Origin of the sequence: Roseomonas sp. OT10 (assembly GCF_020991085.1) — a bacterium.
Taxonomy (GTDB): Bacteria; Pseudomonadota; Alphaproteobacteria; order Acetobacterales; family Acetobacteraceae; genus Roseomonas; species Roseomonas cutis.
This window is the reverse complement of the sequence record NZ_CP087719.1, coordinates 514,873-529,168: the sequence shown is the minus strand read 5'-3', so window position 1 is coordinate 529,168 and position 14,296 is coordinate 514,873. Positions and strand designations below refer to the sequence as shown.

At 72.2% G+C, this 14,296-nt stretch carries 12 protein-coding genes; 7 read left to right on the top strand and 5 right to left on the bottom strand.

The features are described 5' to 3' along the window. Positions 1–200: 200 nt before the first annotated feature. A complete protein-coding gene (locus tag LPC08_RS02485; RefSeq protein ID WP_230451154.1) occupies positions 201–1,130 on the bottom strand; it encodes a LysR family transcriptional regulator in 930 nt (309 codons plus the stop codon). Between the two features lie 136 nt (positions 1,131–1,266). Here LPC08_RS02485 and LPC08_RS02480 point away from each other — a divergent pair, with 136 nt between their 5' ends. The 5 genes from LPC08_RS02480 (at position 1,267) to LPC08_RS02460 (ending at position 7,474) form a co-directional block, all read left to right on the top strand. After that, positions 1,267–2,712, top strand: a complete 1,446-nt coding sequence (locus LPC08_RS02480) for an FAD-binding oxidoreductase (protein WP_230451153.1) — start codon at positions 1,267–1,269, stop codon at positions 2,710–2,712. Next, positions 2,712–3,704 carry an ABC transporter substrate-binding protein gene (locus LPC08_RS02475; protein ID WP_230451152.1) on the top strand — a complete coding sequence of 331 codons (993 nt, stop codon included), beginning with the start codon at positions 2,712–2,714 and terminating at the stop codon, positions 3,702–3,704. The genes LPC08_RS02480 and LPC08_RS02475 overlap by 1 nt, the downstream gene beginning before the upstream one ends. Further along, entirely contained in the window at positions 3,701–5,026 is a 1,326-nt protein-coding gene (locus tag LPC08_RS02470; protein ID WP_230451151.1) for a cytosine deaminase, read from the top strand. The genes LPC08_RS02475 and LPC08_RS02470 overlap by 4 nt, the downstream gene beginning before the upstream one ends. 508 nt (positions 5,027–5,534) lie before the next feature. Next, entirely contained in the window at positions 5,535–6,437 is a 903-nt protein-coding gene (locus LPC08_RS02465) for an alpha/beta fold hydrolase (protein ID WP_230451150.1), read from the top strand. Beyond that, positions 6,434–7,474, top strand: coding sequence for an Lnb N-terminal periplasmic domain-containing protein (locus LPC08_RS02460; RefSeq protein WP_230451149.1), 1,041 nt, complete (start codon positions 6,434–6,436; stop codon positions 7,472–7,474). Before LPC08_RS02465 ends, LPC08_RS02460 begins: the two co-directional genes overlap by 4 nt. An 11-nt stretch (positions 7,475–7,485) precedes the next feature. Here LPC08_RS02460 and LPC08_RS02455 read toward each other — a convergent pair whose 3' ends face one another. The 3 genes from LPC08_RS02455 to LPC08_RS02445 form a co-directional block, all read right to left on the bottom strand. Then, positions 7,486–8,001: a DinB family protein gene (locus tag LPC08_RS02455; protein WP_230451148.1), complete on the bottom strand. Its 516-nt coding sequence runs from the start codon at positions 7,999–8,001 to the stop codon at positions 7,486–7,488. A 148-nt stretch (positions 8,002–8,149) separates the two neighbouring features. Further along, entirely contained in the window at positions 8,150–9,184 is a 1,035-nt protein-coding gene (locus LPC08_RS02450) for a GNAT family N-acetyltransferase (protein ID WP_230451147.1), read from the bottom strand. After that, entirely contained in the window at positions 9,181–10,383 is a 1,203-nt protein-coding gene (locus LPC08_RS02445) for a pyridoxal phosphate-dependent aminotransferase (protein WP_230451146.1), read from the bottom strand. The genes LPC08_RS02450 and LPC08_RS02445 overlap by 4 nt, the downstream gene beginning before the upstream one ends. Positions 10,384–10,656: 273 nt before the next feature. Between LPC08_RS02445 and LPC08_RS02440 the strand changes: the two genes are divergently transcribed. Together LPC08_RS02440 and LPC08_RS02435 are read left to right on the top strand one after the other, a co-directional pair. Beyond that, positions 10,657–11,481, top strand: coding sequence for an alpha/beta fold hydrolase (locus tag LPC08_RS02440; protein ID WP_230451145.1), 825 nt, complete (start codon positions 10,657–10,659; stop codon positions 11,479–11,481). 93 nt (positions 11,482–11,574) lie between these two features. After that, positions 11,575–12,891, top strand: a complete 1,317-nt coding sequence (locus tag LPC08_RS02435) for an alpha/beta hydrolase family protein (protein ID WP_230451144.1) — start codon at positions 11,575–11,577, stop codon at positions 12,889–12,891. Positions 12,892–13,090: 199 nt separating this feature from the next. Here LPC08_RS02435 and LPC08_RS02430 read toward each other — a convergent pair whose 3' ends face one another. Continuing rightward, on the bottom strand, positions 13,091–14,293 hold the full coding sequence (locus tag LPC08_RS02430; RefSeq protein WP_230451143.1) for a pyridoxal phosphate-dependent aminotransferase: 1,203 nt from the start codon (positions 14,291–14,293) through the stop codon (positions 13,091–13,093). Positions 14,294–14,296: the final 3 nt, after the last annotated feature.

Sequence of the window (14,296 nt, the reverse complement as noted above, 5' to 3'; positions counted from 1 at the left end):
CGCATACCATGCAACCAGCGCATGGCGGATCGCCGCAATCGGCATCCGTGCGGTGCGGCGCAAAAGGTCTAGCCTTGCGGGTATCCGGTGCCCGTCACCGGGTGGGGCCCGGGTCCGGGTCCCGCGTCTCCCGACGTGAAGCCTCCCAAACCCACTTGCCCGCTGGCCCCGGTCGGCGGGTTTTCTTTTACCCGCCCGCGTCACGACGGCTCCAGCGCCTGGGCGGACAGGGCCGCCTCCAGCGTGCCCTGCAAGGTCTCGGCGAAGAGCGAGGCCAGAACGGAGGGCACGCCGCGGTCGGCGCGGAACAGGCGCAGGTTCGGCACCCGCAGCGAGCGGTCGAGGATCGGCAGGAAGACCAGCTCGCCCTGGCGCCGCTCCAGCTCGATGTTCAGCCGGTTCAGCAGCGCCACCCCCTGCCCCAGCACCACCAGGCGCTTGATCACCTCTACCTCGTTCGCCTCCACCACCGGCTGCGGCGCCAACCCGTCCCGCTTTAGCGCGCTCTCCAGCAGCTCGCGCAGCGACATGCTGGCCGCGGGCAGGATCAGGCGGTGCGGCACCAGATCGGCCAGCCGCACGGCGCTGCGCTCCGCCAGGGGATGGCGCGGCGCGACCACCGCGCCGAGCGGGCAAGGCAGCGAGAAGACGGTGCGCAACCCGCGCTCCTCCTCCGTGCCGAAGGACAGGCCGAGATCGGTCTCCCCCTCGCGCACGGAGGAGAGGATCGCCGGCAGCGCCAGGCGGTGGAAGATCAGCTTCACCCGCGGCCGGCGCTCGGCGAAGGCGATGGCGGCCTCGGCCAGCAGCTCGGCGCCCAGCCCACCCATCATGGCGACCGAGACCTCGCCGCGTCGCAGACCGCGCAGATCCTCGATCTGCGCCTGGGTGCGGTCGAAGTCGTGCAGGGTGCGGCGGACATGGGCGATCAACGCCTCCCCTGCCGCGGTCAGGCGCATCGTGCGCGGCAGTCGCTCGAAGAGCGGCGTGCCCGCCTCCTCCTCCAGCGCCAGGATCTGCCGGTTGATGGAGGAGGCGGCGACGTTCAGCCGCTCCGCCGCCTTCCGGATGGAGCCGGCGCGCGCCACCTCGTCCAGGTAGCGCAGCATCCGCCCATGCAGCGACCGCATGCCATGCCCTCCGCCATGATCGTTTCCGCCACCGCTGCCTGAAAGGCAACGGAGCGCGCGCAAACATGTGCTTCCGGGATAGCAGGCCGGGCGCTGCAATGCAGCACCGCCTTGGTCCCTTTCCGGAGCCCCGCCCGTGCCCGAGCCCGCCCAGCCCGACATCCCCGGCTTCCTGAACGCCGTCGGCGACGTCCCCGCGGAGACCGACCCGGTCCTGGTCCGGCAGAGGTCGCGCGACATGAGCGCCGCCTTCAGCCCCGTGCTGAAGCGCGAGGCCAAGGACCGCAGCGTGGACGTGATCCTGCGGCCGCGCTCGCGCGACGACGTGCTGCGCATCGCCGCCAGTGCCGCGCGCCACCGCATGCCGCTGATCGCGCGCGGCGGCGGGACGGCGAATTTCGGCCAGGGCATCCCGCTGCGCGGCGGCGCGCTGATCGACATGACGGCGCTGGACAAGGTGCTCTGGGTGCGTGGCCCGGTGGTGCGGGCGGAAGCCGGCGTGCGGATGGTGGATGTGGACGCCGCCACCCGCCCGACCGGCTGGGAGCTGCGCATGCACCCCTCGACCAAGCGCGCGGGCACGCTGGGCGGCTATCTCGGCGGCGGGCATGCGGGGGTGGGGAGCTGCGCCTACGGCATCCTGCGCGACCGCGGCAACATCCTCGGCCTGCAGGTCGTCAGCGTGGAGGAGGAGCCGCGCGTGGTGGAGCTGCGCGGCACGGAGGTGAACCTCGTCCACCACGCCTATGGCGCGAACGGGCTGATCCTGGAGGCGGAGATGCCGCTGGCCCCGGCCTGGGAATGGATGGAGGCGGTGGTCTGCTTCAAGGACTTCATGACCGCCACGCGCTTCAGCCACGCCGTCAGCGTCTCCGACGGCATCGTGAAGAAGCTCGTCTCGCTGCACCAGTGGCCGCTGCCGAAGCTGATGACGCCGCTCTCCGGCGTGCTGCGGGAGGGCGAGGACATGGTCCTGTGCATGATCGCGGCCCCCTTCTTCGAGAGCTTCGAGACCCTGGTCGAGGATTTCGGCGGCACCATCACGGCCCGCGCGAAGGAGGGCGAGGGTCCCTACGGCATCCCGATCTACGAGTTCGCCTGGGGCCACACGCGCTTCCACGTCAACAAGGTGGACCGCTCGCTGGTGGGCTGCGTCGGCCTCTACCGCGATCCGGACCTGGTGGAGAAGATCGAGCGCTCCTACCGCCGCTTCGCGAAGCTGGGGCCGATGCACTTCGAGGCGAAGCGCTTCGACGGCGGGCTTTCCTTCCAGGGCTCGCCGCTCTTTCCCTATGTGGACGACGCCCAGCTCGCCGCCGTGACCGCGGCGATGCAGGAGGACGGCGCGATCGCCGCCAACAACCACACCTTCCTCGTGCGCGAGAACGGCATGAAGCCGGTGGACGACATCGAGATCGCCTTCAAGCGCGGCATGGACCCCTACGACCTGCTCAACCCGGGCAAGCTGGCGATCGACGCCGCCTCGGTCGCCGCCAGCGCGGGCGCGAAGTTCGGGGCCAAGGGCTGGACCTATGCCGGCACGCCGCGCAGCACGGCCGCCATCGCCGGGGAGGCCGCGTGATGGCCGCCCCCCTGCTGTCCCGACGCGCCGCGCTCGGCGCGCTCGCCATCGGCGTGATGGGCTCCACCCGCGCCGCCCGCGGGCAGGTGCTGGACAAGGTCACCCTGCAGACCGCCTGGCGCGCCCAGGCGGAGCATGGCGGCTACTACCAGGGCGTGGCCGAGGGGATCTACCGCAAGGCGGGCATCGACATGGAGGTCCGCATGGGCGGGCCGCAGATCGACAGCAACGCCCTGCTCTTCGCCGGACGGGTGGACATCGCAACCGGGTCCGGGATGATCGGCCTGCGCTACGTACAGGAGAAGCTGCCCTTCGTGGTCATCGCGACCACCTTCCAGAAGGACACGCGCGTCCTGCTCTCCCACCCCGGCGTCGGCAACGACACGCTGCCGGCGCTGAAGGGCAAGCCGATCCTCGTCGCCGCCTCCAGCCGCGCTGGCTACTGGCCCTGGCTGGTCAAGCGCTTCGGCTTCGAGGACGAGCAGATCCGGCCCTATACCTTCAACATCGGCCCCTTCCTGCAGAACAAGCAGCTCTCCATGCAGGGCCTCGCCACCAGCGAGCCGATGGACGCCCGGCGCCAGGGGATCGACCCGGTGGTGCACCTGCTGGCCGATTACGGCTGGGCCGATTATTCCCAGACGCTGAACACCTCGCAGAAGCTGCTGGCGGAGAAGCCGGACCTGCTGCAGCGCGTGGTGAAGGCCACCGCCGAGGGCTGGCAGAGCTATCTGCACGGCGATCCGGCGCCGGGCAACCGGCTGATCCAGAAAGATAACCCGGACATGGACGCCGAAAAGATCGCCTTCGCGATCAAGACCATGAACGAGTCCGGCCTGATCGAATCCGGCGATGCCGGCAAGCTGGGAATCGGCGCCATGACCGATGCGCGCTGGGAGGCCTTCTACACCTCCATGGTCGAGGCGGGCGTGCTGCCCGCGGGGCTGGACTACAGGCAGGCCTACACGCTGCGCTTCTTCGGCGGGGCATGAGCGGCTTCCCGCCGCTGCCCGCGGACGGCACGGTGCTCCTGCACCGCGCCGCCGTGCCCGCCTGCCTGCTGGCCGATGTGGCCCTTGCCCGCGGTGCGGATGCCGAGGGGCTGGTCCTGCTCGACATCGGCATCGCCGGCGGGCGGATCGAATCCCTCGCCCCCGCCGCGGCCACCGCGCCGGAGGGCGCCGCGGACCTCGATGCCGGGCAGGTCTGGCCCTGCTTCGTCGAGGCGCACGCGCATCTGGACAAGGGCCACATCACCCCGCGCGCCATCAATGCCGACGGCACGGGGCTGAGCGCCGCCGCCGCCGTCCGCGCCGACCGTGAGGCGAACTGGTCCGCCGCCGACGTGCGCGCCCGCTTCGCCTTCGGCCTGCGCTGCGCCTATGCCCAGGGCACGGCGGCGATCCGCACGCACCTGGACAGCCAGGGCCCGCAGGCCGGCATCTCCTGGCCCGTCTTCGCCGAGCTGCGCGCGGAATGGGCCGGGCGGATCGATCTCCAGGCGGTGGGGATGGTGCCGGTGGACACCTATGCCACACCGGAGGGCGAGGCGCTGGCGCGCCGCATCGCCTCCGCCGGCGGGCTGCTGGGCGGCGCCACCCGCCTGCCCGGCGCCACGCCCGCGCAGCTCGACGCGGCGCTGGACGCGCTGTTCGACCTCGCCACCCAGCACGGGCTGGAGATCGACCTGCATGTGGACGAGAGCGGCGATCCCGGTGCCGCCACGCTCGGCCCGGTGGCGCGGGCGGCGCTCCGCCACCGTTTCCCCTATCGCGTCACCTGCGGCCACTGCTGCAGCCTGGCGGTACAGGAGCCCGCCTTCGCGTCGGAGGTGATGGACCTCGTCGCCCAGGCGGGGATCACCATCGTCTCCCTTCCCCCCGTGAACCTCCACCTCCAGGGCCGCAGCCCCGGCGGCACCCCGCGCTGGCGCGGCGTGACCCTGCTGCACGAGTTGAAGGCGCGCGGCGTCAACCTGCTGATCGGCGGCGACAACTGCCGCGACCCCTTCTACCGCTGGGGCGACCACGACATGCTGGAGACCTTCACCGACGCGGTGCGGATCGGCCACCTGGACCTGCCGGTGGGCGACTGGCCGGCGGCGGTGACGGCGCGCCCGGCGGACTGGCTGCGCCTGCCGGAACACGGGCGGATCGCGGTGGGCGGCGTCGCGGATCTGGTGCTGTTCCGCGGCCGGCGGATGGACGAGCTGCTCTCCCGCCGGCGCGGCGAGCGGGTGGTGCTGCGCGCCGGCAGGCCGATCGACACCACCCTGCCGGATCACCGGGAGCTGGACCGCCTCTTCGCCGCCTGACGCCACCGCGCCGGAACCCCGGGACGGCGTGGCGCCCGTGGCCCGGGGGCAAGGCTCCGCCTCGCCCCCGATACCCCCACTCTGCCAGGACCCTGCGGGCCCTGGACCCGATCAGCGCTGCCGCGGGACAGCCTGATACGGGGTCACGGCGCCGAGGAGCATAGCTCCTCGGCAGGTACGGCCTCAGCACTCGCTGACGCCTTCAAAGCTATTCTGGAGTCCCGCCGATCCGCGCTGTCAGGGATCAGCCCGCAGGCTGACGGCAACCGCACAGCACCAGACTCCCAGCGGGGACCGGGGCCCGCTTGTGGCCCCGGCAGGGGAGGGTCCGGGACGGGGATCAACGCACGGCGTCGATGCCGCAGGCCGGCGTCCCCTCCCAGTGCTGCCGCGGGGTCACACGGCACGACGGCTCCGAAGAAACCCGCGCTCCACATCGCACAGCAGCGGCGGTTCCCTCCCCGGCCCGGCGGGCGCAGCATGCGCGTCGACCGGAACGGGAGGGCGCATGTTCTTCGAGGGCTTCACGCTGGAGCACCGCGCGGCCAACGGCCAGACGCTGCGCCTGCGCCGGGGCGGCGAGGGGCCGCCGCTGCTCCTTCTGCACGGCAACCCGCAGACCCATGCCATGTGGCACCGGGTCGCCCCCGTGCTGGCGCGGCGCTTCACCGTGGTCTGCCCCGACCTGCGTGGCTACGGCTTCAGCAGCAAGCCGCCGGCCGCGCCGGGCAGCGCCGCCTATGCCAAGCGCGAAATGGCCGCCGACCTGGTGGCGCTGATGCGCGGCTTCGGCTTCGCGCGCTTCGGCGTCGTCTCGCACGACCGCGGCGCGCGGGTGGCGCACCGGCTGGCGCTCGATCATCCGGACGCGGTGCAACGGCTCTGCACCATGGACATCATCCCGACGCTTTCGCATTTCGAGCGCACGGACATGTCCTTCGCCCTCGGCTACTATCACTGGTTCTTCCTGGCGCAGCCGCACGACAAGCCGGAGCGCATGATCCTGCGCGACACGGACGACTGGTTCAGCCTGCACACCTCGCGCGAGCCGAAGGAGCCCGGCTTCTTCCACCCAGAGGCGGAGGCGGACTACCGCGCCGCACTGCGCGAGCCCGGCACGGTCACCGCCATCTGCGAGGACTACCGCGCCGCCACCGGCATCGACCTGGAGCACGACCGCGCCTCGCGCGCGGCCGGCGAGCGGCTGACGATGCCGCTGCTGGCGCTGTGGGGGGCCAAGGGGATGGTCGGCCGCTGGTACGACCCCCTCGCCACCTGGCGCGGCTACAGCCGCGCGGAGGTGACGGGCGGCCCCGTGGATGCGGGCCACTACCTGGCCGAGGAGGCGCCGGAGGAGGTGCTGGCCGCGCTGGAGCCTTTCCTCGCGCCGCTCGAATCCGGCGCGGCGTGACGGTCCCGGCGGAGCGGCCGGCGCCGGGCGGACGCCGCCGGCTCTGGCGTGCCCTGGGCTGGCTCGCGCTGCTGCTGGCCACGCTCTGGTGCGCCCTGGCCATCCGCTATGCCGGGCCGGGCACGGAGGCGATGCGGATCGGCTTCGCCCTTGCCTTTCCCGCCGGCATCCTGCTGCCGCGTCTCCTGCTGCCCCGGCCCGCCGCGCTGGCGGTGCCGGCCGCCCTGTTCTTCGGCGTCGGCCTGTGGTGGGGCGGGATGGAGCCCTCCGACACCCGCGACTGGGAGCCCGAATACGCGCGCCGCGTCAGCGGGTCGCTGGCGGGCGACCAGCTCACGTTGCACGACGTGCGCAACTTCCGCTGGACCAGCGAGACGGAGGCGGAGCCGCGCTGGGAGGAGCGCAGCATCGACATCGCGTCGGTGACCTCGGTCGACCTCGTCGCCTCCTACTGGGCGGGCGACGCCATCGCGCACATCTTCCTGACCTTCGGCTTCGGCGACGGGCAGCATCTCGCCATCTCCGTCGAAACCCGGCGGGAGCGGGGCGAGCCCTATGGCGTCCTGGCCGGCTTCTTCCGGCGCTACGAGCTGATCTTCGTCGTCGCGGACGAGCGCGACCTGATCGGCGTGCGGACGGACATGCGGCGCGAGCGCGTCCATCTCTACCGGCTGCAACTGCCGCCGGAGCAGCGCCGCGCCCTGTTCCTCGCCTATCTCCGCCGCATCCTGGCGCTGTCGCAGCAGCCGGAATTCTACAACACGCTGACCAACAACTGCACGACCAACGTGGTGGCGGCGGGCAACGCGGCCGCACCCGGAATCGCCCCGCGCATCGCGCGCGACTGGCGCATCCTCGCCAGCGGCCACCTGCCGGAGCTGGCCTATCGCCTCGGCCTGCTCGACACGAGCCTGCCGTTCGAGGAACTGCGGCCGCGGAGCCTGGTCCGGCGCGCGCCGGACGCGACGATCGGCCCGGACTTCTCCCGTACCATCCGGGAGGGGCTGCCGGGGATGGGCCCGGCCGCGGGGCCCTGAGCCGGCCGGGGTCAGCCCGGCTCCATCCCCTCCACCACCAGGAACAGGTCCGTGTCGCCGCTGGCGGTGCCGGCGGCCGTCAGCATGGCATGGACCTGTCCGCGGTGATGGGTCTGGTGGTTGAACATATGCGCCACCACCATCGCCACCGGCCGGGTCAGGTTCCGCTCGATCGCCCCGCTGTACCAGGACAGGTCGCCCTCCAGCACCTCCTGTCCCACGCGCCCGGCCCATTCGGTCAGGCGCAGGTCGGCCGTCCTGCGCGCCTCGCGCAGAAGGGCGAAGTCCTCGATCAGCCCGCCCGAGCCGCGCAGGTTGACCGGCGGCCTGTCCCAGCCATCCAGCCGGCTCATCCACATGGTGTCCGCCCAGAGCAGGTGGTTGAGCGTGCCGTGGATCGAGCCCCAGAAGGCGCCCCGGTCCAGGCGCCGCGCCTGATCCTCCAGCCCCGCCGCGGCGGCGTAGAAGCGGCGGTTCATCTCGGCGTTGTAGGCCGCCATCATGCGGCACCAGGCGGGGGTGATCACGGCGGCGATGCCCTCCGGCGGCCGGCCCGGGGCGGTGGCGCCCCGTCGCGCGGACGGCGCGCCGGGCCACCGCGCGGGCGGCACGCCAGGGTGGCGCGCCGACCCGGATCGTGGCGCGAAACGGGTCGCCGCCGCAACGCCCGCCGGATCAGCCGCGCGGCGTGGGCGGCGGGTCCAGCCGGCGGTAGAAGAACACCGTCTCCTGCGGCACGCCCTGCGCGTCGAGCGCGTAGCCGGGGATGCGCCCGGCCTCCTGCCAGCCCAGCTCGCGGTATAGCGCCTCCCCCGCATCGCCCGCGCGGGTGTCGAGGGTGAGGAGGCGCCGCCCGAGCCCATGCGCCGCCTGCTCCGCCTTGCGCAGCAGGGCGCGGCCGATGCCCCGGCGGCGGTGGGCGGGATCGACCAGCAGCTTGGCGAGCTCCGCCCGGTGCGGCTGGTTCGGGGGCGTGGCGAGGTCGAGCTGCACGGTGCCGGCGAGCCGACCCTCGTCCCAGGCGGCCAGGAGGAGCTTCCGGCCCATCGCGACGTCCGAGGAGACGCCGCGCCAGAAGCCCCGCGCGACCTCCGGCGCCAGGGGCGGCCGGTAGGAGACGGAGGCGCCCGCATCCACGCAGGCGGTCAGGATGGCGGAGAGGCGGCGCTCGGCGCTGGCGGCCGCGGCGGCGTCCAGCGCCTCCACGACGAGGCCCCGCGCCGGCTTGGCATAGCGGAACTCCAGCGACTTCGAGACGTCGTCGAGGATGCGGATCGAGCCGGCGCGGACATAGCCCCGCTTCTCGTAGAAGGCATGCGCCGCGTCGAAGCGCGTGTCCGTCCACAGCACGAAGCGCTGCGCCCCGGCCTCCCGCGCGCGCCGCTCGCCCAGGTCCAGCAGCCGGTGGGCGAGGCCGGTGCCGCGCTGGTCGCGACGGACGTAGACGCGGCAGATCTCCCAGGCCTCGTCCGAGCCGAGCGGGCGGACGGCGACCATGCCGACCACCTCTCCCCCTGCCTCCGCCGTCCAGACCGCGCCGCCGACCTTGTCGAAATGGGTGACGAGGGCCCGCAGCTCCGGGTTCTCCCCGTCCACGTCGAGGATGCAGTTGGGGTACTCGGCCCAGGCGTCGCCGATCAGGCGGATGAAGCCCTCGGCATCGCCATCCGCGCCCGGGCGGATCGCCACGGGCGCGGCGGCGGCGCTCACGCAAGCCCCCGGCAGAAGCGCTCGATGCGGTCGCAGGCCTCGACCAGCTTCTCCATGCCCGTGGCGTAGGAGAGGCGCAGGTAGGGGCTCATCATGTAGGCCGCGCCGGTGACGGTCGCGACATGCGCCTCCTCCAGCAGGGCCAGGGCGAAGTCCGTGTCCGTGTCGATCCGCCGCCCGCCGGCCGTCGTCCGGCCCAGGCAGCCGGCGATGTTGGGGAAGAGGTAGAAGGCGCCCTCCGGCTTATGACAGACGATGCCGGGGATGGCGTTCAGCCGCTCCACCAGGTAGTCGCGGCGGCGGCGGTAGTCGGCCGCACGCTCCGCCACCAGCTCCTGCGGCCCGTCCAGCGCGGCGGCGGCGGCCGCCTGGCCCACGGTGGAGACGCCGGCGGTCAGGTTGCCCTGCATCGTCACCATCGCCTTGATCAGCGGCGCGGGGCCGGCGCCGTAGCCGACGCGCCAGCCGGTCATCGCATAGGTCTTGGAGACGCCGTTGAGCGTCAGCACCCGGTCCTTCAGCCGCGGCTCGACCTCGGCGATGGTGCAGAACTCGAAGCCGTCATAGACGAGGTGCTCGTACATGTCGTCGGACATGATCCAGACCTGCGGGTGGCGCAGCAGCACCTCCGCCAGCGCCTGCATCTCCGCGCGGGAGCAGGCGGCGCCGGTCGGGTTGTTCGGGAAGTTCAGCACCAGCCACTTGGTCCGGGGCGTGATCGCCGCCTCCAGATCCTCCGGGCGCAGCTTGAAGCCGTTGTTCTGCGGGCAGTTCACGAAGGTGGCGGTGGCGCCGGCCAGCCGCGCCTGGATGGCGTAGCTGATCCAGCAGGGCGCGGGGATCAGCACCTCGTCCCCCGCGTCGCAGGTGGCGAGGAAGGCGTCGGTGATGACCTGCTTGCCGCCATTGCCGACCACGATCTCGTTCAGCGCGTAGTCCAGGCCGTTCTCGCGCTTCAGCTTGCGCTGGATCGCCTCCTTCAGCGCCTTCGTGCCGTCCTGCGGCGGGTACTTGGTCTGGCCCTCCAGCGCGGCGCGGTGCGCGGCCTCGATGGCATGCGGCGGGGTGGCGAAGTCGGGCTCGCCGACGGTCAGGCTGATGACCCGATGGCCCTGCGCCGCCATCTCCCGCGCCTTGATCGACATGGCGACGGACGGGGCGAGGGGGACGTCCTTCAGGCGAGAGGCGAGGGCGGGCATGGTCACTCCGGTCGGGTCGAAGGGTTGATAACGCCGGGAGGCGCCGCGGCCTAGAGAGGGCGGCAACCCCGCCCGGCGGCGAAAGCCGGGCCAGGCGACGCGCCTGGCGGGAACCAGCCGCCCTTCGCGGGCCGCCCCGGAGGCGGCGTCGCCGGGAGTGGCGGGCGGTCCCACCGGGCGCTTGCCGGAGGCCGGCGGACGCTGATCCTATGTCGCCTGCCGCGAGCCGGGGATTCGATCATGCTTGTCCGAGTCAATGGCGTCAGGCTCTTCGTGGATGTCGCGAATGCCGGGCTCGTTCCCGATGGCAACCAGATGCGGGAAAAGCCCACGCTCCTCATGCTGCATGGTGGGCCGGGCTTCGACCACACCGCCTTCAAGGAGGCGTTCTCGTCGCTGAGCGACGTGGCGCAGGTCGTCTTCTACGATCATCGGGGCAACGGCCGCAGCGAGGGTGACGACCCGGCCGCCTGGAACCTCGCGCAATGGGCCGACGACACCAAGGGGCTCTGCGATGCGCTCGGCATTGTCCGCCCCATCGTCTGCGGCCTGTCCTTCGGCGGCTTCGTGGCTCAGGCCTACGCCACGCGCCACCCTGACCATCCGGGCAAGCTTATCCTGCTCAGCACGGCGGGGCGCATCGACTTCCCCGCCATCTTCGCTGCCTTCGCTCGCATCGGCGGGCCGGAGGCCAGCGCCATCGCGGAGAGCTACTGGATGAATCCGACCGCGGCGGGGCGAGCGCGCTACTTCAAGCGGTGCGTGCCCTTCTACCGACACAGGCGGAGCCGGCCGCCCGCGGACTTCTCCCGGGTCGTCATGCGGACGGAGGTGGCCCTGCACTTCAATGGCCCCCGCAACGAGCACGGGCGGTTCAACCTCCTGCCGGATCTCGCACGGCTGCGGTGCCCCGTGCTGATGATGGCAGGCGAGCACGACCCGATCGTACCGCTCGAACTGGCGGAAGCGACGGCCAGAGCGATTCCGGCCGGCCTCCTGCACTTCGAACGGCTGGACGGGTGCGGCCACGACATCCACGGGGACGATCCGGAGCGCGTCTTCGGCACGATCCGCTCCTTCCTTTCCGTATCCGCATAGGAGCGGCCGAGGATCGGGGAGGGCGCCAAGTCCCCTTGGAGGCCGGGCCGAGCGGAGCCAAGCTGACCGCCGGACACAACCGGGAGGACCGCCATGGCCGCCTCACGCCGCCGGCCAGGGAACCATACCCTGGGCATGCTCGCCCTGCTCCTCCCCCTGGCCGGGCCCGCGCTGGCCGAGGGGCCCGCCCCCGCGCCCTGCCCCTCCGGCCTGCCGGAGGGCACCTCCTGCCACAAGGGACAGGACGCCAACGGTTCCTTCTACTGGATCGCCATCCCGCGGAGCTGGAACGGCACGCTGGTGGTCCATGCCCATGGCGGGCCGCGGCTGGAGGCGCCGGAGGCCGATGCCAGCGTCGAGGACCTGCAACGCTTCGCCGTCACCGTCGCGGAGGGCTATGCCTGGGCCGGCACCAGCTATCGCCGCGGCGGCTACGGCGTGCGGATGGCGGCCGAGGACAGCGAGACGACGCGGCAGGTCTTCGTCGACCGCTTCGGCCCGCCCCGGCGCACCTTCCTGCACGGCCAGTCCTGGGGCGGGAACGTCGCGGCCAAGGCGATCGAGCTGTATCCCGGCCGCTACGACGCAGCCCTGCTGACCAGCGGCGTGCTGGCCGGCGGGACGCGGGGCTACGACTACCGGACCGATCTGCGCGCCGTGTACCAGGCGACCTGCCACAACCATCCGCGCCCGGAGGAGCCGGACTACCCCCTGTGGATGGGCCTGCCGGCGGACTCGCGGATGACGTCGCGGGAGCTGGCCGCGCGGGTGAACGAATGCACCGGCGCCGGCCGCCCGCCAGGGGAGCGCAGCGCGGAGCAGCAGCGCCGGCTGGACGACATCACGCGCGTGACCACCATCCCCGCGAGCGCGCTGATCGGGCACCTGTCCTGGGCGACCTTCCTCTACCGCGACCTGGTGCAGAAGCGGCTGGACGGGCGGAACCCCTTCGGCAATGCCCGCGTGCGCTATGCCGGCGCCTCGGACGACGCGGCGCTGAACGCCGCCGTGCCGCGCTACGTCCCCGATCCGGAGGCGGTGGCCGCCCTGGCGGAGGACAGCGACATGACGGGGCGGACGACGCTGCCGACGCTGACGGTGCATGCCATCGACGACCCCACCGCCTTCGTCGAGCATGAGAGCCACTACCGCGCGGTGCGCGAGGCCGCCGGCACGGCCAGGACGCTGGTGCAGACCTTCACGCGCGAGAACGTCCACAGCAAGCTGGCCACGCCGCAATACGCCGCCCTGCTGGCGGCCCTGTCGGACTGGGTGGAGACGGGGGCGAAGCCGACGCCGGAGGCGATCGCGGCGCGTTGCGAAGGGTTCCGGGCGGCCTATCCGGAGCCCTGCCGCTTCGACCCTGCCTACCGGCCGCGCGGCTATGACGAGCGGGTGCCGCCGCGATAGGCGCCGCGTCTCGGGGGTTCGAGGCGCTGCCTCGAAGCGAGCCCGAATCCCCCTCCTTCTTTCACGAGTCCACGCCTTGCGGGACTTGCGCCCTACCCGCGGGCGGAGCCTGCGTGGCAAAGGCGCGCACCTTCGTCCCTGGCGGACTCCTGGAAAAGGGAGGGGGTCCGGGGGAGGTCACTCCCCCGGGCCTGCCTTTCTACTTCAGCCCCTCGCAGAACCGCTTGATGCGCGCGCAGGCCTCCTCCAGCACCGCGTCGGAGGTCGCGTAGGAGACGCGGAAGTGGCCCGGGAACATGAAGGCCGAGCCGTGCACGGCGGCGACGCCCTCGTCTTCCAGCAGGGCGGTCACGAAATCCTCGTCGGTGTTGATGAGCTTGCCCGAGGCGGTGGTCTTGCCGATGCAGCCGGCGAGGCTGGGGAAGACGTAGAAGGCGCCGTCCGGCGTGGCGCAGCGCAGGCCGGGGGCCTCGTTCAGCAGCCGCACGACGAGGTCGCGGCGGCGCTCGAAGGCCTGGCGCATGGTCTCCACGCTCTCCTGCGGGCCGTTCAGCGCCTCGACGGCGGCGGCCTGGGAGATGGAGGAGGTGTTGGAGGTGCTCTGCCCCTGGAGCTTGTCCATCGCCTTGATCAGCGCGAGCGGGGCGCCGGCGAAGCCGATGCGCCAGCCGGTCATGGCATAGCCCTTGGAGCAGCCGTTCATGGTGACGGTGCGGTCCTTCAGGCGCGGCTCCACCTGGGCGATGGTGGTGAAGCGGAAGTCGCCGTAGACCAGCTTCTCGTAGATGTCGTCGTTGAAGACCCAGACCTGCGGGTGGCGCAGCAGCACCTCGGCCAGACCCTTCAGCTCCGCCTCCGTATAGGCGGCGCCGGTCGGGTTGGAGGGGTTGTTCAGGATCAGCCACTTGGTCTTCGGCGTGATCGCGGCTTCCAGCTGCTCCGGCGTGATCTTGAAGCCCTGGTTCTGCCCGGCCGGGACGATCACCGGCTTGCCGCCCGCGAGCGCGATGATGTCGGGATAGCTGACCCAGCAGGGGGCGGGGACGATGGCCTCGTCGCCCTCGTCGATGGTGGCCAGGATGGCGTTGAAGATCACCTGCTTGCCGCCGGTGGAGACGACGATCTCCTCGGGCTTGTAGGTCAGGCCGTTGTCCCGCTCGAACTTCGCCGCCACGGCCTTGCGCAGGGCCATGGTGCCGGAGACGTCGGTGTAGCGGGTGTCGCCCTCCTGGATCGCCTTGATCGCGGCGTCCTTGATGTTCTGCGGGGTCTCGAAATCCGGCTCGCCGACGCTGAGGCTGATCACGTCACGCCCGGCCGCCTTCAGCGCGCGGGCCTTCTGCGTGATGACGATCGTCTGGGAGGGGGAGATGCGGTCGAGCCGCTCGGCGGTGAGGGTCATCGG

What these genes read in the sequence shown, in the direction of transcription:
- LPC08_RS02430 (WP_230451143.1), bottom strand. Translation starts at nt 14,293, where the DNA reads ATGACCCTCACCGCCGAGCGGCTCGACCGCATCTCCCCCTCCCAGACG.
- LPC08_RS02470 (WP_230451151.1), top strand. Translation starts at nt 3,701, where the DNA reads ATGAGCGGCTTCCCGCCGCTGCCCGCGGACGGCACGGTGCTCCTGCAC.
- LPC08_RS02465 (WP_230451150.1), top strand. Translation starts at nt 5,535, where the DNA reads ATGTTCTTCGAGGGCTTCACGCTGGAGCACCGCGCGGCCAACGGCCAG.
- LPC08_RS02445 (WP_230451146.1), bottom strand. Translation starts at nt 10,383, where the DNA reads ATGCCCGCCCTCGCCTCTCGCCTGAAGGACGTCCCCCTCGCCCCGTCC.
- LPC08_RS02475 (WP_230451152.1), top strand. Translation starts at nt 2,712, where the DNA reads ATGGCCGCCCCCCTGCTGTCCCGACGCGCCGCGCTCGGCGCGCTCGCC.
- LPC08_RS02485 (WP_230451154.1), bottom strand. Translation starts at nt 1,130, where the DNA reads ATGCGGTCGCTGCATGGGCGGATGCTGCGCTACCTGGACGAGGTGGCG.
- LPC08_RS02435 (WP_230451144.1), top strand. Translation starts at nt 11,575, where the DNA reads ATGGCCGCCTCACGCCGCCGGCCAGGGAACCATACCCTGGGCATGCTC.